The organism is Corynebacterium silvaticum (genome assembly GCF_004382825.2).
GTDB lineage: Bacteria > Actinomycetota > Actinomycetes > Mycobacteriales > Mycobacteriaceae > Corynebacterium > Corynebacterium silvaticum.
Window position 1 is genome coordinate 307,049 of record NZ_SDQO02000002.1, and the last position, 16,312, is coordinate 323,360.

The window sequence follows — 16,312 nt, forward strand, 5'->3', positions numbered from 1 at the left end:
CTCATGGCAATCTTCCTGAAATCTCTCATTGCAGAAATCTGGCCTGACCTAGACGGTTCTCGCGAATCCTACGCTGAGAGGCTAGTCGGTCGCGCTGAGGCCATCATCATACAGCGTTTTCCCACACTGGAGAAAAGAACCCGCGATGGATCAATTTCAGCCAGTGTGGTCGCAGGCGTTGTTGAAGACATGGTCACTAGGGCCCTTGATAAAACTGGCCGTGGCGGTATGGATAAGCTCGCGTACCCAGAAGTTCAGATGGAATGGTCTTCTGATGGCGGCCTCGGGTCTGGAAATCTCCTCTGGCTTACAACGGATGAAATTGTTTTGCTCTCTCCACCGCAGCCACGCGGGGTCTTCAGCATTAGAAAAGCTCCCACGCCAACTTTTTCGGAAGGGAGCAATCGGTGGTGAGCGCAACAGTCCTTTTCCAAACGGGTTTCACTCTCCGAAAAGTGGTAGAAGGCCGTGAAGACCCAATCACTGGAGAACCTGGCAGTCCTACCATTACTGAGATTGTTGGACGTGGGTTAGTCCAAGAGCCGCTATGGTCAAGCGAAAAAGAAGTGGGCCCAACGTCCGTGAAGGACGAACGCCTGATCATGTTCTGCCCTGTGTCAATGGGGGTTTCTGATGTGGTGGTGACTGCTGCTGACGAGGTCGAAGATCCACGTGGGCAGGTCTGGCAGTGCATCACTGATGGGCATGAGCGTGGTATACCGGGCCAAGCGCCTGAGTACGTCGCGGTACGGGTTCGCCGGGCCAAGGGGAAGAGATGAAAGCGCGGCTAACGATATTCAAGACCCAGATCCGGCAGCAGGTGAGGTTGCAATCTAGGTCAGGGAGAAGAAAAATCGCCCGTCAAATCGCCGACGCCGCCCGCGCTGACGCACCTTATCGAACCGGCGCTTATGCAACGGGGATTGAAGTCAAAGAATCCGGAACTCAAATCATGGTTGTCGATAACGATGATACGGCGATTCACAAAGAGTATGGCACGAATAAAACACCTGCTCATGCATCACTTACCAATGCGGCGATGGGTTACGGCAAGTACTCAGGAATGCGACCAAGGAAAGGCAAGGGTAGGCGATGAGAACACCCATGCCCTATGTGCCGGGTGAGATCCGAAAGTTTTTGCTTCAACATGAAGCGTTCACCGAGCTTTTGCACGGTGGGAAGGTCACGACACGTGAGGTGCCAGACCCTCTAATAAAGCCGCATGTAACAGTAGCTACGGTGGGCCATGTTGGTGATGACCCGATGCTACGACGGCTCATGATCCAGGTCACCCCGTGGGTGCCGGGGCGTGATGCTTCCGGCCTTGATGAGGACCCAGATGTTACCGCGTGGAACCTTGCCGCGACGGCAGGGGAGCTTATTGGACGTGCGAAAAACATCGTTATTGATGATGAGCACGCATGGTCTTCCACGTGGGTTGATGGGCCGATCCAGCTGTATGACACCGAGCGCAGCGCAGACAAAGTTCTGTACTATGCGCCGGTTCGTTTTCAGGTTCACCTGCGCCGACGTGCGCAGATTATCTAACATTTTTAAGGAGTTTTTATGTCTCAATACGCAAATCCGGAAAAAGCCTATGTGTGGCTTGACGGCGATGCATTCCGAGGGACCGCTGGCGTAGATATCCTAGCGATCTTTTCGCTGAAGCACTTGAGGGATTTCTGCCATATGGCGGTGTCGAAGTTGGCTTTGAGCTGACGTCCGAGCAAGCGGTCAATAAGCTGCAGGTGTTTAATTATCGCAAGGCGGCCTACAAGGTGGCTCGTGACCCGCTAACCGAGGGCTGCAAGTTCCGTGCAGTCGATAACTCTGAGGCAACTGTTCGCACGCGTGCCCAGGGTGGGAAAGTCAAAAAGATTGGTGAGCACTACACCATCGAAAAGGGTATTGGTGAGGAATTCTCCTTGCTGATCCGCCTCGATGATGGTGAGGATCAAATGGCCATTTGGTGTGAGCGATGCACCCTTTCTGGCCCTGCGACTCGCGCTGCGATTGATGGCAAGAGCCTTGATGGCTATGAATTCTCCGTGGAATTCCTTGTCCCTGCCGTCGAAATTCTTCCTGAGCTTCCAGAAGGAATGAACGTCGATGACGATAACGATCAGTATGAAGAAGATGGGGCCAGCGAAAAAACCGTGACACTTCCCTCCGGAGCATCCGGAGGCACCTTCACCCTTTCCATTGATGGTCAGAAATCCGCTGATATTGCGCAGAATTCCAACGGTACTGCTGTCCAGCTGATTTTGCGCAAAGTCAAGGGCGGGGAGAAAGCCTCGGTCACAGGCCGCGCAGGAGGCCCCTTCACCGTGAAGGGTGTGACCGGTGTACTGACCGCAGACGGCGCTAACCTTACTGGTTCCAGTTCGCAAGAGGTCACCGTCGCATAACCAGCGCCGGCATTGAGGAAAAGCGGATCGCCTCTTCTTTGAAGAAAAGGATCCGCCCTTTTTTATTCCATCACCAAGAAGGGAAACCCCTTATGTCTGAAAAAATCGATATTTTTGAAAAAGCATGCTCCGTTGACGCCGGCGAGCCGCAAGAGATCACGCTTCGAGGAAATGATCTCACCATCCGCCGGAATTTCACCGCAGATGAAGTCCACAAGATCATCCGCCTATACGGCCCAGAAGTCGCCGAGCAGCCACTACAAAATGTCCTCCGTGAGCTCATCGACATAATTTCCATATCGGACGAGAAAGCGAAGGCAGCTTTCGTGGATGATTTGATGCAGCTTTCATTCCCGGAATTTCACAAAGTGCAGATCATGCTCACACAGATCGCAGGCATCCGTGGCGAAGATGGAAATTTTTTGACGGGGTCGAAAGACTCCTAACCTACCTAGAAGACCCACAAGAACACGCTCGCTGCCTAGTGGGCTTTCAGCGCTTTTACGGCATCGACTGGAGACAGCAGCGCCAAACCCGCTGGTGGGTCGACCTTATGATCTTGGTCGAAAAACTTGATGATTTCGAGTGGACAAAAACCGATGAGAACATCGCCCATCTCGTCGATCGTGAAGATTTTTGGCTGAATGCCGAGTATTCCTCGTGGATCACCGACGCTGATGATCCGGAGATTCAGAGTGCTCGTGAGCACCGCAAGCAATCCGGAATGAAACCCCCTCCCAAGCCTATCTTGTGGCCAATCGCGGAACGACCACAGCGCGCAGCAGCAAAGCTCTCAGCCCGTGTCCTGGGCCAATATCAGGAACATGAACAGGCACAGAAAAAGCGGCAGAAACGAAAGTCATTAAAGGCTTTCCGCGCAGCGCTTGGGCGGTAACACCTACACCTTGTGAAAGGGGCATGCTATGGCTGGCGGCAAAATTGATATTCTCGTCGAACCGGACGTCAAGGGCTTTGGTCCAAAGATGGAGGCAGGGCTGCGCCCTGCGCTCGGCGTTGCCGGCAAGCTCGGTGGCGCATTAGGGCTTGCTTTTGCAGGTGCTGGTATAACAGGACTCGGCAAGGAAATCATCGACGTAGGCAATACCTACCGCACGGAGATGAATTCTTTGCAGGCGGTCACGCAGGCGTCCGGTGCGGCAATGGAAGCTGCTGATGCTGCGACGATTCAGTCTCAGGCACTGCAAGCTTTTGGGTTGAGTGCTGACTATGCGGCTACGGCTGCTGATGTGCTCTCAGGTGCTGCAAATGCGTCAAGCGCAGACATCACTGGTATTGCTCAAGGCCTGCAGCAAGCTGGCACGGTCTCGCACCAATTCGGCGTCTCGATGGAAGACACCGCGGCCACGCTGGCCATGTTCGCCAACGCTGGCATCCAGGGAAGCGATGCCGGCACGCTCATGAAGTCTGCGTTGCTCGCGCTGACGGACACCGGAAAGCCGGCACAAGCTGCAATCAAAGAACTTGGACTCACGGTCTATGACTCTCGCGGAAAATTCGTGGGCATGTCTGATCTGTTCGATCAGCTCAATATCGCTGCGGCACGGATGACCGATGAGCAATACCAGGCCGCTACGGCGACGCTTTTTGGAAGCGACGCGATGCGTCTTGCCGGTATTGCCGCTCAGCAGGGTTCGGAAGGGTTTAATCGTACCCGTAGTGCTGTCACTCGTGCAGGGCAAGCAGCAGAACTGGCTGCAGCGCAGACCCAAGGGCTACCTGGTGCTATTGAGATGGTGGGTAATGCCTGGGAGGAAACAGCCCTTGGTATTTACACCTCGGTGGAAGGGCCTCTTGCCAATGGGTTGAAAGGGCTTGCTGAAGGGATCACAGGCCTTGCCCCGTCCATTGCCGATGTGTCTGCAGCTGCCGTCGGGACCTTCGCCGATCTTGCAGGATCAGCAGCAGCCTTGGGCAATACTTTTTCCCAGCTGCCACCGGAGGTACAGCACCTTGGGTTCGCACTGGCTGGGCTAGCTATCGCTAAGCACACCGGGGCGCTTGGTGCGCTCTCGAAAAAAACGTTTGAGACGAAGCAAGGTTTCGCTGCCTTTGGTGACGAGATGCGCATTCAGAAGGCTTTAGCTGAAAAGCATGGGGTGACCCTTGGGCGCATGTCCTCTGCCATGGCAGTTATCGAAAGCCGGGTTCCAGCCATCGGCAAAATGGGGGACGCCTATCGCGGTGCATCCTCGAATTTGAAAGCTGTTGCAGCAGCACACTATGAGGCTGCTGCTGCGAAAGCACAGTGGATTGCGGAAAAAGACCTCTTTACGGCAGTTGATCGTTTGGGCGCGTCGATGGGGCATCAGGCTGCAGCTAGGGCGGCATCGTTTGCAGGGACCATGAAAGGCACAGTTGCCCTTGCGATCTCTGGTGTGAAATCAGCAGCCGGTGGCCTGATCAACATGCTTGGCGGCCCTTGGGGCGCGGCGATGCTTGCAGCTGGCTGGACAGTCGGCGAAGTTACCAACGAGCTAAGAAAAGCCCGCCAGCAGCACAAGCTGTTGGAGCAGGCTGCGACGAACACGAAGAAGGCCTATCGTGAGATGGCTCAGGCTTTCACCTCAGGTGATCTTCAAGGCGCTTTTTCTGTGATGAACTCCCAGATCGAGGGGTTTGTTACCCGCCAGGAAGAACTTGCAGCTACCAAGCCTGGCAAACTCGGGAAGCTTTTTTCTGCTGCATGGGGAGATTTTGCTGGCCTTTTTGACGGCAAGGCGTTCGCGGGATCAAAAAAGGTCATTGCAACAAGCAAGGTCGCTGAGCACGCTGAAAAAACAGCTGAGGCGTTCAAAAAAGTGGGTGCATCTGCTGATGAGATGACTCATGCGATAACCGGCAGTGATGAAAAATTTTCAGCGTTGATTGCTCGTTTTGACCACACCGATGAAGGCGGGCGGGCTGCTGTTGCCCAATTAACACGCCAACGCACCGAGTGGCAAAAAATCAGCGAGGAAACCAAAAAACTAGCTCCTGGTGTGGTGCACTGGAGGTCTCTGAGGCGTTCGCCAAGATCGCTGATTCCTCTTCGTCTGCAACAGACAAAGTCAAAGCGCTCAACACCGTGCTTGATCACATGTTTGGGCAAGAGCAATCAAAAGATGATGCTGCAGCAGCTTTGGCAGAGCATATCGATAAAGTCAGTGAGGCTGCCGCCCAGGCGGTGAATAAAGCTGATGGTTTTGGTACATCACTGCTTAATGCCACAGGCAGTCTTGATCTGACCAAGAAGAACGCGCGAGGTGTGCGTCAGGAGCTCATCGGTTTTAGGGATGAGTTGGCTCAGGTTGTTGCCACGGGTGGGGATATGGCCCAGGCGTGGTCTCACACGCAAGGCGCCTTGGGTCAGCTGGCGGAAAAATATGGTTTAACCTCCCAGCAGGTGCAGGAGTTAGCCGCCTCCATGGGTCTTGTCCCCTCGACGATTGAAACGGCAATCAGTGTTAACGCTGATCCAGCGAAAGCTGATCTTGCCACTGTGTGGTCACACGCTGATACACTGCGCGACAAGTTTGGCCAGCCTGTGGAGCTCAAGGTTGCTGATGTTGAAAAAACCTCCAATGACCTCACCGCACTGGGCCTCAAAGTCGATGTGATTAACGCCCACACCGGGCAGATCAAGATCACTGCTGACACCGAGCAAGCACTGAACAACCTTGATATGGTGAGGTGATGCAGTCAACTGCCAAGGTTGATGATCTGCGCGCTGGGGTGACCATCAATATCCACGATACGAAGTTTCGTCTTGGTGTTCGTGACTGTGAGGTGTTGTTAAAGCAGCTTGATGGGGCTGATATCTCTGCTGAGGCTCGTTTGAATATTGAGCAGCTTCTAGCAGGCAAAGAGACCTCTCTTGCTGAGCTAGAGGCACTGTCTGCCCAGGTTGCTGACCCGAAAACCAAGCTTGTTTTGGATCAGTTGATCGCGGATAAGAAAACTGCGCTGGACAACCTTAATGAGGTGGCCAAGCAGAAAACCGAGCCGACGATCAGCGCGGATAACAAACCGTTGCAGGAATCTGTGAAAGAGTCCAAAAACTGGTTGGGCAGTATCAAAGACAAGGTAGTCACGATCCACGCAAAAAGAGTGATGTCGTGGCTTGGCGGCAACGCTGAGGGGGGTCTTGCTGGTTTCGCTACCGGTGGTAGGTTGCCTGTGTATGGTCCTGGGACGGATCGTGTTGACGGGATTTTGGGTGTCGGTTCCGATGGGATGCCTGTTGCACGTGTTGATGCTGGCGAATGGGTTATCAACCGCAAGTCCTCGGAGCGATACCACGATATTCTCGCCCAGATTAATGCTGGCACATACCCGGCATATGCTGCGGGCGGGTTGATTAAGTCTGCTGCTGAGATCAAAAAAGCCATCCAGTTTATGCATGGCACCCCGTACCTTATGGGTGGGTGGTCTCCGGCTGCGACGGATTGTTCCGGTGCTGTTTCTGGCACGATCAATGTTGCGTTGGGTGCACCGTTTTTTGATTCCCGTATGTCCACGGTCACGGAAGGCACCTGGCTTGATGCTCGTGGTGCTTTGCCTGGCCGTGGTAGCACTGGTGATATCAGTGTCGGTTGGTGGGATTAAGGCGGTGGTGCTAATGGGCACACGGCCATGTCATTGCAGGATGGCACGTTTATCGAGTCCGGCGGTAACACTGGTAGCGGTTTCACCATTGGTGGCAAGGCCGGCCCGTTGGATGGTCGTGGGTTTACCCAGTGGCGGCATTTCCCAGGTGGTGGTGAGGTTAGTAGCCAAGCCCGCCGAGAATCAGAGCGCGATAGTTCTACTGGTGCAAGCCATCGAGGTGATGCACACTTCGGAACCGCTACTGAGCTTCATGACATCGCCAAGCGTCACGTGGGGCTATATGACCAGGGTGGCTTCCTCCCGCATGGTGGGTTGGCGATGAATCTTTCAGGCCGGCCTGAACCGGTGCTTACCGCAGATCAGTGGAACAAGATCGGCAAGCTTGTTGACGCGATGAATACGGTTGTCCATCAACTCCACACAGGCACTGGCCCTGCTGCTTTCCTTTCCCATGCCCAGATCGTTATCGATGCTGAGAAAGGGTTGGAACAAACTCGGAAAAATATTGCAGCTGAAACCGCTGAGCTTCAACGCAAAGAGGAAGCCGCAGCCCAGGCACGTCAAGGGCTGTCTAAGGCCGAGCGTGATGCAACCTACCGGATTGCTGACCGTGAAGCGGCCCTCACAAAAGCCCGCAAGGGCGATAAAAAGGGCCGCGTGAACGCTGAGGCGGTTGCTAAAGCTGAGCGTGACCTGGCGAAAGCTCGTGAAGATGCACCGGATAAAGCGAAAGCTGCGGCGGATAAAATCAGCGCACTTGATGTTGAGATTAATGAGCTGCGAGAAAAATCTGCCACTGTAGCCAAGCGGCTTGAGGCCGCTGAGCGCACGGTTGTCGCAGCACGTTTGAAGGCGGCATCAGAGATGGCGTTGGGTGTTGGCGAGGCCTTGCAGGCTGGCCTTGGGCATGTCCAGTCGTATTTTTCTGCAATGGGTGATCTCGCCGAGATGGTAGGGTAGATAACACCCGCCAGGAGATCGCAAAGCTTTCCTCCCAGCAGATCACCAACCGTCTGCAGCTGTGGAAATCGTTGCACGATGTCCAGGTGAAAGAATGGGATGTACATAAAGCCCGTGTTGCAGGTGCTGTGTCTGTGGCCCAGGCTGAAGCAGCGCTGGAGAAAGCACGCCTACAGCAGGCCAAGAGCTGGGGGCGACCTCGATTGAGGCGATGCGCGGTGCGATGGATAGGTTCAGACGCACCGGTATTTTCTCTATCGAGCAGGTTACGTCATCTGTGGTGGAAAATTCCGCTGCGGTGCGTGCAGCCCACTGGCAGGTAGAAGCAGCGAAAACCCAGGCTGAGATTAACCACCTGGAAGCAACCCATGCCCAGGCGGCAGCACAGCTACAGGTAGCCGAGGCGACCCTTGCCCAGAATGCTGCTGCTGAAATGCTCAGGCTGAACACGGCAGCACTAACAGAGCACGCGAAAAACCTTTACGGCCTGACCGCAAATCAGGCACGTGGTGCAGCTGCAGGCTTTGGCGGCATCGGGAAAATCACCGGCGGTCTTGGCAAGATTTTAGGTGGTTTGTTAAGCGCTGCTGCAGGGTTTGCTGTTGGTGGCCCAGTCGGTGCTCTTGCTGGTGCTGGGATGGCTTTAGGTGGGATCACTGATCTTGTTCGTGGTGGTGTGGATGTTCACAACAACCGCAAAGAGATCAAGGACGGCTGGAAGGGTCTATCACACGGTGGTAAAGCCGGGCTGATCCTTGGTGGTCTTGGTGGCGCAGGCCTTGCCATTGGCGGTGGTGCATTAGCTCACCAGTTTGGGCCGGAGGCTGCTCAAGGTGGTGCGCGTCTTGCTCAGCAGTGGATGGATGCCACGATTGGGTCGATGGCCTATGACGTGGAGTCCAAGATTGCTGCGATGAAGCGCCGTCATGAGGATCAGCGCAGTGCGTTGACCTCTGCAACGGATGTGGAAAAGCTCAAACTTGATGCTCAGAGGTTTGCTCAGCAGTCAAGTCACAGCACGCAGCCCAGGTGGAGGCGTTAAAAGCGAAGCTTGAGTATGAAACATTACACAAGCAGCTTGCCGAGGCTTCCACAAAGAAGGAAGCAGAAGCTTTGGCTAGGGCTGCTGAGGTGGCAGCGCAGCGTCGTGAAGCGATGCTTGTTTTGTCCCAGCGTCACGTCGCCCAGCAGGTGGAGATGAATCGGCAGCTGGCGTTGATTGTGGAAGCCCAGCGCACAGCAGTCGCAAAAGCTGGGATCAGCCTTAAACCGGTGCAGTTTGTTTTGCCAGAAGGTGAGGCATTTACCCGGGGACAAACACAGGCGATCCTCGATGAGGTCCGTAGTGAATATGAGCGGCGTATCGCGGCGTTAACCCAGGTTGATGCGAATCGTTTTGTTGATTCCAAGATTAGATAGGAGGGAAACCCTGTGGATGGGATGACCAAAATCTCGTATATGACCCCACATGGGAAGGCCATTGATCTTTCCGCCAGTGATTGGGATACGGGCTTGCGCTACGGCGGGCTTTCTGGGTTGAAAGCCAAGGCGGATACCACCACAATCCAGGCAATTGGACAACCAGGCCAGGTGGTGGAATCGGTGCGTTTCCCTGCGATGGAGGGCACACTCACCGTGGCTCTTTCAGGAAAAGGCGGCCCCGTTGATCAAGTGTATCGGCGGTTGTGTGCGGCGTTTTCCCACACACTGCCTGGAACCTTGCGCATTCACACCCCGTGCCATGGGATGGTGTCTGCACAGGTGCGACTTGCTGGGTTTATCACCCCTCCCAAAGCAGATTTAGATTTACTGGGGGAGGAGAATGTTGATGCTGTGGAGATCCCCTTGATCTGTGACCAAGGTGTGTGGTGGACCCAGCAGGTCACAGGTGTTGGGGCTTATCCGGATTACCGGTTGAAAGATGTGATCTGGGATGAGATCACTAATAGCATTCGTGCAGGTCATGGGGTGGTGGCCAATATTGTGGCCCCGCCAAGCAATTATCCGCGTGCTGTTGCCCCGTCAACGATGTCACCGCGTTATGGCGGTGGGGTGGTGTATCACTACATCGCAGTGATGGGGTACTCGGATGAAGGCATGCGCAAGCTGTGGATCGCTGATTCTGGGTTCTACCCTTATGGCTATTGGATTGGGTTTGACCAGTTCTGCACGCTGATTGTGCCCAAAGGCTATGCGTATTCCACGGCGGCTCAGAAAACACATGAGAGGAAGGAGGCCCCTGTGGGGGCTTTAACGGAAAAGTATTTAAGGATTTCATCACTGGGTTTTTAACCCCGGTTGTTGATGCGGTATTCCGCATAGAAACCATGGTGAAAGATATTCACACCCAGCTTCGTGGCCCTGAGTTGAAGGGATGGCCGCAACTGGGGCGTAACATCCACGGCGATAATTTAACCCCGGTTGATGGGATTGCTGCTTTGCGTGCCGATGTTGCCAAGATTTTGAGCCTTATGGACAAGGAAGGGAAATAATTCATGAATACACTAAATCCTGCTGGTTGGGTACGGCTTGTGATGTATGTTTTATCCGCGCTTGTGAGTGTGGCAGCAGTTGTGGCCACCACCTTGGGCTATGAGCAGATAGCGTCCCTTTTGGGCGTTGTGGCTGGTGCAGGAGCAGCCGTGGCCGGTGGTACGGCAGTGGTGAATCTACCGAAAGCACCTGATCAACAAACCGCAGGTCTTGATCTGGCAGCGTTGTTGCCTGCGGTGTTAAGTATTGCTGATGCAGCAAAGGTGTATAGCAAGGCTGTATCGTATGAGCCACGCCATAGCAGTGGGGAGCCTGCGGGTTTGCCGATATACTCAGGCCAGAGTACCGCTGAGGTGGGTGTAGCCCATGCCGATTGAGCGACTGCCTGCAAAAATGAGACCTGTAGCCCGCCGTGTGCGGGCTTTTGTGATGACTGATTCCACCGCGTTGCTGATTTTGGCTGTGGTGCAAATCGCCGTGGGAGCCTATTATGTGCCCGGGATTTTGGGTGATCCTTTGCAGTGGCAGCGTCCTAGTGAGTTGGTGATGCCACTTATGATATGGGCGTGGGTGCACATCATCGTGGGTGTGGTTGCTGCGATCATACGGAAATGGCATCTGGATACGGTGGTGTTAGCGGTGTCTACGGCGTTGAATTTGTCGTGGGCATCAAGTCTTATGGTGGCATCCATTGAGACTGGTGAGGCTGTGTTGTGGCTGGTAGCTGTGCTTATTTTCGCGTTGACGGTGTCGTTGATGTGGGCTGTGTGGCGTGGGAAGCGTGGGGATATTCCGTTCGTTAAAGAAGGGGGGAAGCAGTGAGCGTTGTAGCTGCGATACTGAGCGGCATCGGCGCCCTTATAACCGCACTGGGTGGTGTGTGGATCGGTGTGGTAAAAGCCCGGTCGGATACGCAGGCTGTGAAAGGCTCACGCATGGACGCGTTGGAGGCACGCATTGATAAAATGCAGGCCGATTTAGACGATGAGCGGGCTAAGCGGCGTGGTGTGGAGGTGGATAATCACCGGCTGCGTATGGCATTGGTAACGGCGGTGAAGCATTTAGAGCAGTTGATCCGGTGGGCTGGTGGTGCGAAGCCACCTAGGCCTGATGATATTGATTTAGATGAGATTAAAGGCTTGTTGAAGGCGTAAAAAATTTAGTCCCCTTTGGTTTAGGTGATACACCTAGGCTGAAGGGGGCTATCTTTGTTTTACTTATCTTCTGAAGGCCCTTTATTGGAGGCGAAAACACTGGCCAGTGCGATCAGGTCAAACGCGGCGATAAGGGTGGCGCTGATAGCATGCCCACGGAATGCAAGGAAAGCGCAAAAGGTAAGAACCGCGATGATCGCAATAAGCCCAAACCGCTGGCCTCTTTTGGCGATTGAGCTTGGCTCGGTATATGGGAGCGTCCTCGCCTTATAATCGGCATCAACCTGCTTATTGATGGCTTTTACATATGCCCGGTAAAGCTCGGGGGTGTCCTGTTTCATACGGGTCATCTCATCCAGATCGGGCGTGAGCAGTGGTAGATGCAGGTGATTTTCCTGCAGGTACGCGGTTACCTGCGCGAGGAGGATGGGGTTGTCTCTGAGTTCATCTGCGCTGAAGCTCGGAGGAATTGGCTGTTGAGGTTGGTACGTGGGGCTGGTGGGGGTAGGAGTTTTTGGGCTTGTTGGTAGGTGCTCTTGCCCCTCAGGTCCATGATGCTGCCGATCCCCATGAGAAGTGCCCGGCGTTTGATGCTGATTATCGTCATGATTCATTACCTTTGCCGTTTCTATTCTTTAATGCATGTGGGTGACCACGGTGCCCATAATGTAAGGCACGCAGGCCGTTTGAGTCAATGCGTTAGTGTTGATTTAGGTGAGATCAAAGGCTTGTTAAAAGCATAAAAAATTTAGTCCCCTTTGGTTTAGGTGTATCACCTAGGCCAAGGGGGCCATTTTTGTGTGTGGCACACCTGATCCGGGTCCGGTCTACGCTGGGGGTAACCGGCGTTGCGTATCCAGTGGCTACACTCAGGTTGTAATGATTGGGATGATGTCCCTGATCTGAGAGCGATTAAAAAACTCATTGAGGAATAAGTCCCGATTGGTTTTTGCTAGTGAAGCTTAGCTAGCTTTCCCCATGTAACCAATCTATCAAAAAATGTTATTGATTTCGGACCACCCCTCTAATTAGGATAGATTTATCTAATTATTTTATGAGTCCTGGTAAGGGGATACGTTGTGAACAGAAAACTGTTTGCGTCAATCTTAATAGGGGCGCTGCTGGGGGGATAGGGACCCCACTTTCAGCTCATGCAAGCGCTGATGATGTTGTTGATTCTTCTAAATCTTTTGTGATGGAAAACTTTTCTTCGTACCACGGGACTAAACCTGGGTATGTAGATTCCATTCAAAAAGGTATACAAAAGCCAAAATCTGGTACGCAAGGAAATTATGACGATGATTGGAAAGGGTTTTATAGTACCGACAATAAATACGACGCTGCGGGATACTCTGTAGATAATGAAAACCCGCTCTCTGGAAAAGCTGGAGGCGTGGTCAAAGTGACGTATCCAGGACTGACGAAGATTCTCGCGCTAAAAGTGGATAATGCCGAAACTATTAAGAAAGAGTTAGGTCTAAGTCTCACTGAACCACTGATGGAGCAAGTCGGATCGGAAGAGTTTATCAAAAGGTTTGGTGATGGTGCTTCACGTGTAGTACTCAGCCTTCCCTTTGCTGAGGGGAGTTCTAGCGTTGAATATATTAATAACTGGGAACAGGCGAAAGCGTTAAGCGTAGAACTTGAGATTAATTTTGAAACCCGTGGAAAACGTGGCCAAGATGCGATGTATGAGTATATGGCTCAATCGTGTGCGGGAAATCGTGTCAGGCGATCAGTAGGTAATTCATCGTCATGCATAAATCTTGATTGGGATGCTATAAGGGATAAAACTAAGACAAAGATAGAGTCTTTAAAAGAGCATGGTCCTATCAAAAATAAAATGAGCGAAAGTCCCAATAAAGCGGTATCTGAGGAAAAAGCTAAACAATATCTAGAAGAATTTCATCAAACGGCATTAGAACATCCTGAATTGTCAGAACTTAAAACCGTTACTGGGACCAATTCTGTATTCGCTGGGGCTAACTATGCGGCGTGGGCAGTAAACGTTGCGCAAGTTATCGATAGCGAAACAGCTGATAATTTGGAAAAGACAACTGCTGCTCTTTCGATACTTCCTGGTATCGGTAGCGTAATGGGTATTGCGGACGGTGCCGTTCACCACAATACTGAAGAGATAGTGGCACAATCAATAGCTTTATCGTCTTTAATGGTTGCTCAAGCTATACCATTGGTAGGAGAGCTAGTTGATATTGGTTTCGCTGCATATAATTTTGTAGAGAGTATTATCAATTTATTTCAAGTAGTTCATAATTCGTATAATCGTCCCGCGTATTCTCCGGGGCATAAAACGCAACCATTTCTTCATGACGGGTATGCTGTCAGTTGGAACACTGTTGAAGATTCGATAATCCAAACTGGTTTTCAAGGGGAGAGTGGGCACGACATAAAAATTACTGCTGAAAATACCCCGCTTCCAATCGCGGGTGTCCTACTACCGACTATTCCTGGAAAGCTGGACGTTAATAAGTCCAAGACTCATATTTCCGTAAATGGTCGGAAAATAAGGATGCGATGCAGAGCTATAGACGGTGATGTAACCTTTTGTCGCCCTAAATCTCCTGTTTATGTTGGTAATGGTGTGCATGCGAATCTTCACGTGGCATTTCATAGAAGCAGCTCGGAGAAAATTCATTCTAATGAAATTTCGTCGGATTCCATAGGCGTTCTTGGATACCAGAAAATAGTAGATCACACCAAGGTTAATTCTAAGCTATCGCTATTTTTTGAAATCAAAAGCTGAAAGGTAGTGGGGTCGTGTGCCGGTAAGCCGAACGGTTCCGGAATGGCGCTATAGTATGCACAGTTAGAGCAGAATTCTTATCTGACTACGGATCAGAAGGTTGGGGGTTCGAATCCCTCCGGGCGCACGGTTAAAACCCCGGCTCACAGTATGTATGGGCTGGGGTTTCTTTGTGTCGCGATTAATGAGACATTGGGATGTGGTGATGTTCTGACTCGACCGATGAAGTGGAGATGCAGCATGCTCAATACGTTTTCCGAAAGCTTCCCAAAGCCATATTTTTCTCGTTGATTTCAGTGATCGTTTCGAACTGGCCTCCGAAAGAAATATTTTCTAGCGGGGAGCGAGTATTAGCTGTAGCCATGATATTTGTGGCATCCACGATTGTGCTGGCGGCGTTGTTTGCAGCTGTAGAGTCGCTGCTGAAGAAAAATAAGCAGACCACTTAGGCTCGCGAGACTGCCACTTTATCTACGCCACAACTGCAGCTAGTGCATCGAGGGCTTTTATCAGAGTCTGATCGTCATGGGATCCGAAGCCAAAGACGACGCCATTGTCGCCGGCGGCAGTGCTTTCATCGGTTCCTCCCCAATAGCTGGAGAGGCCAACGATATGAATGCCACGGTCAGCGCAATCCGCTATGACCTCTGCCTCGGGGCGCTGGCAGGAGAGAACCGCATGGAGGCCACCATCAATGGGGCGTAATTCTGCGGAGTTGAGGTGGCCAAGTTTTGCGGACACCATTTCGCGTCGGCGCCGGTAGATGCGTCTAAGTCGTTGGGTGCGGCGTCGTAACGCTCCTGTGGCAAGGTAACGCGCAATCGCATCCTGGGTAATCGCGCTCACTGGCTGACCGAGCGCGGCACGTAAGTCGCGCAAAGTGTTCGCGATATGAGGTGGGGCGACCAGATAGCCGGTGGCCACCTGCGGGGCGATGACCGAGGAAAATGTGCCCAAAAGGACAGCGCGCTCGGGGTTGATGGCAGTGAGCGCTGGCAGAGGCATGCCGACGTATCGAAGCTCGGAATCAAAATCGTCTTCGATGATAAGGGAATCCGTGTCGCTGGCCCACGCGGAGAGCGCTGTGCGTCGTGCCGCAGAGAGCGAGCCGCCATGGGGGTACTGGTGACTCGGGGTAACCAGCACCGCGTCGAGGCCATCGTGGAGGGAGTCGGGGTTGAGCCCCTCGGTGTCGGTGGGAAGGTCGCTTGTATGGTGCCCCAGCGCATGGGGGATGCGCCGGAGGCTGGGATATCCGGGTGATTCCACACCGATAGTCAGGCGGCGCTGGGAAGACGTGAGCAGAAGACTGAGTCCCTCGCGAGCCCCGGCCGTGACCACAATCTGCTCGGGATCTGCGATGAGGCCGCGCATATGGCGCAGGTGTTCGGCGATTTCCATGCGGAGCTGGGGAAGTCCAAGGGGGTCAGTTACCGCCGGCGGAGTTGAGCATGCGGCACGCCAGGCGGCGCGCCAGGAGGAATCGGCAAGCGTGGCAGTGTCGGGGATGCCGGGTTCCAGATTGAGAAGCGGAGGAGGGGAGGGGTGCCTGGGGGTGTGACTGATTGGGGGTGGTGGGGATTGTAAGGCCGTGAGCTGAGGGTTAATCGTGGTTCCTGATCCATGCGACGCAAGGAGGTATCCCTCGGCGGTGAGTTGTTCGTAGGCGGCCACGACTGTTCCCCGGGAGACCCCTAGCTGGGCGGCCAGCGTGCGTGAGCTGGGAATATGGTCACCGGGCGCGATGATTCTTTGGGACACCAAAGAGCGGATATGCGAGGTGATTTGAACTGGGAGCGGTTGCGATGACGACGGGTCCACGGCGATAGAGACCTGGGTGACTAATTCGGATCGCATGTGCTTATTTTCTTCCGAAAAGTGGTCTAGTGCAACATGTATTATTTGGATCTAGCAGTAGACCACTT

18 protein-coding genes, 1 tRNA gene and 2 pseudogenes are annotated in these 16,312 nt (G+C 53.3%); 19 read left to right on the top strand and 2 right to left on the bottom strand.

The window, feature by feature from the left end:
• Positions 1-3 precede the first annotated feature (3 nt).
• From ET810_RS05630 to ET810_RS05685, 16 genes and pseudogenes are all read left to right on the top strand, one after another.
• Positions 4-414 (top strand): hypothetical protein, encoded by a 411-nt coding sequence (locus tag ET810_RS05630; RefSeq protein WP_134316067.1) that lies wholly within the window; start codon positions 4-6, stop codon positions 412-414.
• Complete coding sequence (locus ET810_RS05635; RefSeq protein WP_225870174.1) at positions 411-779, top strand: hypothetical protein; 369 nt, start codon at positions 411-413, stop codon at positions 777-779. Before ET810_RS05630 ends, ET810_RS05635 begins: the two co-directional genes overlap by 4 nt.
• Positions 780-820: 41 nt before the next feature.
• Positions 821-1,096 carry a hypothetical protein gene (locus tag ET810_RS05640; RefSeq protein WP_225870173.1) on the top strand — a complete coding sequence of 92 codons (276 nt, stop codon included), beginning with the start codon at positions 821-823 and terminating at the stop codon, positions 1,094-1,096.
• A complete protein-coding gene (locus ET810_RS05645; RefSeq protein WP_134316066.1) occupies positions 1,093-1,548 on the top strand; it encodes a hypothetical protein in 456 nt (151 codons plus the stop codon). Before ET810_RS05640 ends, ET810_RS05645 begins: the two co-directional genes overlap by 4 nt.
• Before the next feature lie 18 nt (positions 1,549-1,566).
• Positions 1,567-1,719: a hypothetical protein gene (locus tag ET810_RS12580; protein WP_225870172.1), complete on the top strand. Its 153-nt coding sequence runs from the start codon at positions 1,567-1,569 to the stop codon at positions 1,717-1,719.
• Positions 1,720-1,748: 29 nt separating this feature from the next.
• A complete protein-coding gene (locus ET810_RS05650) occupies positions 1,749-2,408 on the top strand; it encodes a hypothetical protein (RefSeq protein ID WP_225870171.1) in 660 nt (219 codons plus the stop codon).
• A gap of 92 nt (positions 2,409-2,500) precedes the next feature.
• The gene (locus ET810_RS05655; protein ID WP_087453214.1) at positions 2,501-2,854 is read left to right on the top strand and encodes a hypothetical protein; all 354 of its coding nucleotides are present in this window, start codon (positions 2,501-2,503) and stop codon (positions 2,852-2,854) included.
• Positions 2,855-2,961: 107 nt separating this feature from the next.
• Positions 2,962-3,303, top strand: a complete 342-nt coding sequence (locus tag ET810_RS05660; RefSeq protein ID WP_134316132.1) for a hypothetical protein — start codon at positions 2,962-2,964, stop codon at positions 3,301-3,303.
• Between the two features lie 28 nt (positions 3,304-3,331).
• Positions 3,332-7,184 (top strand): annotated as a pseudogene (locus ET810_RS13405) (phage tail tape measure protein); the annotation flags it as partial.
• Positions 7,185-8,199: 1,015 nt separating this feature from the next.
• Entirely contained in the window at positions 8,200-9,018 is an 819-nt protein-coding gene (locus ET810_RS13410; protein ID WP_166741017.1) for a hypothetical protein, read from the top strand.
• Positions 9,006-9,395: a hypothetical protein gene (locus tag ET810_RS13415; protein ID WP_166741016.1), complete on the top strand. Its 390-nt coding sequence runs from the start codon at positions 9,006-9,008 to the stop codon at positions 9,393-9,395. Before ET810_RS13410 ends, ET810_RS13415 begins: the two co-directional genes overlap by 13 nt.
• A gap of 39 nt (positions 9,396-9,434) precedes the next feature.
• Positions 9,435-10,268 (top strand): hypothetical protein, encoded by an 834-nt coding sequence (locus ET810_RS12590; RefSeq protein ID WP_241657935.1) that lies wholly within the window; start codon positions 9,435-9,437, stop codon positions 10,266-10,268.
• A 35-nt stretch (positions 10,269-10,303) separates the two neighbouring features.
• On the top strand, positions 10,304-10,468 hold the full coding sequence (locus tag ET810_RS12000; RefSeq protein ID WP_166741455.1) for a hypothetical protein: 165 nt from the start codon (positions 10,304-10,306) through the stop codon (positions 10,466-10,468).
• Positions 10,469-10,471: 3 nt separating this feature from the next.
• Positions 10,472-10,846 (top strand): hypothetical protein, encoded by a 375-nt coding sequence (locus ET810_RS05675; RefSeq protein WP_142778468.1) that lies wholly within the window; start codon positions 10,472-10,474, stop codon positions 10,844-10,846.
• A complete protein-coding gene (locus tag ET810_RS05680) occupies positions 10,836-11,291 on the top strand; it encodes a hypothetical protein (RefSeq protein ID WP_134316408.1) in 456 nt (151 codons plus the stop codon). The genes ET810_RS05675 and ET810_RS05680 overlap by 11 nt, the downstream gene beginning before the upstream one ends.
• Positions 11,288-11,623 (top strand): hypothetical protein, encoded by a 336-nt coding sequence (locus ET810_RS05685; RefSeq protein WP_134316407.1) that lies wholly within the window; start codon positions 11,288-11,290, stop codon positions 11,621-11,623. The genes ET810_RS05680 and ET810_RS05685 overlap by 4 nt, the downstream gene beginning before the upstream one ends.
• Before the next feature lie 59 nt (positions 11,624-11,682).
• Here ET810_RS05685 and ET810_RS05690 read toward each other — a convergent pair whose 3' ends face one another.
• The gene (locus tag ET810_RS05690) at positions 11,683-12,237 is read right to left on the bottom strand and encodes a hypothetical protein (protein WP_134316405.1); all 555 of its coding nucleotides are present in this window, start codon (positions 12,235-12,237) and stop codon (positions 11,683-11,685) included.
• A 465-nt stretch (positions 12,238-12,702) separates the two neighbouring features.
• On the opposite strand from ET810_RS05690, the pseudogene tox reads away from it, so the two are divergent.
• From tox to ET810_RS12010, 3 genes and pseudogenes are all read left to right on the top strand, one after another.
• A pseudogene (tox, locus tag ET810_RS05695) lies at positions 12,703-14,387 on the top strand (diphtheria toxin).
• A 16-nt stretch (positions 14,388-14,403) separates the two neighbouring features.
• Positions 14,404-14,514, top strand: a tRNA-Ser gene (locus ET810_RS12005).
• Positions 14,515-14,683: 169 nt separating this feature from the next.
• On the top strand, positions 14,684-14,836 hold the full coding sequence (locus tag ET810_RS12010) for a hypothetical protein (protein ID WP_166741070.1): 153 nt from the start codon (positions 14,684-14,686) through the stop codon (positions 14,834-14,836).
• A gap of 22 nt (positions 14,837-14,858) precedes the next feature.
• On the opposite strand, the gene pdxR is transcribed toward ET810_RS12010, so the two are convergent.
• Positions 14,859-16,244: a MocR-like pyridoxine biosynthesis transcription factor PdxR gene (pdxR, locus tag ET810_RS05700; RefSeq protein WP_142778469.1), complete on the bottom strand. Its 1,386-nt coding sequence runs from the start codon at positions 16,242-16,244 to the stop codon at positions 14,859-14,861.
• Between the last annotated feature and the right edge of the window lie 68 nt (positions 16,245-16,312).

Excerpts from the sequence above, each read along its gene's own strand:
- ET810_RS05645 (WP_134316066.1), top strand. The coding sequence starts at position 1,093 with ATGAGAACACCCATGCCCTATGTGCCGGGTGAGATCCGAAAGTTTTTG.
- pdxR (WP_142778469.1), bottom strand. The coding sequence starts at position 16,244 with ATGCGATCCGAATTAGTCACCCAGGTCTCTATCGCCGTGGACCCGTCG.
- ET810_RS05690 (WP_134316405.1), bottom strand. The coding sequence starts at position 12,237 with ATGAATCATGACGATAATCAGCATCAAACGCCGGGCACTTCTCATGGG.
- ET810_RS05655 (WP_087453214.1), top strand. The coding sequence starts at position 2,501 with ATGTCTGAAAAAATCGATATTTTTGAAAAAGCATGCTCCGTTGACGCC.
- ET810_RS05630 (WP_134316067.1), top strand. The coding sequence starts at position 4 with ATGGCAATCTTCCTGAAATCTCTCATTGCAGAAATCTGGCCTGACCTA.
- ET810_RS13410 (WP_166741017.1), top strand. The coding sequence starts at position 8,200 with ATGGATAGGTTCAGACGCACCGGTATTTTCTCTATCGAGCAGGTTACG.
- ET810_RS12000 (WP_166741455.1), top strand. The coding sequence starts at position 10,304 with ATGGTGAAAGATATTCACACCCAGCTTCGTGGCCCTGAGTTGAAGGGA.
- ET810_RS12590 (WP_241657935.1), top strand. The coding sequence starts at position 9,435 with ATGACCCCACATGGGAAGGCCATTGATCTTTCCGCCAGTGATTGGGAT.
- ET810_RS05660 (WP_134316132.1), top strand. The coding sequence starts at position 2,962 with ATGATCTTGGTCGAAAAACTTGATGATTTCGAGTGGACAAAAACCGAT.
- ET810_RS05680 (WP_134316408.1), top strand. The coding sequence starts at position 10,836 with ATGCCGATTGAGCGACTGCCTGCAAAAATGAGACCTGTAGCCCGCCGT.
- ET810_RS12580 (WP_225870172.1), top strand. The coding sequence starts at position 1,567 with ATGTCTCAATACGCAAATCCGGAAAAAGCCTATGTGTGGCTTGACGGC.
- ET810_RS05675 (WP_142778468.1), top strand. The coding sequence starts at position 10,472 with ATGAATACACTAAATCCTGCTGGTTGGGTACGGCTTGTGATGTATGTT.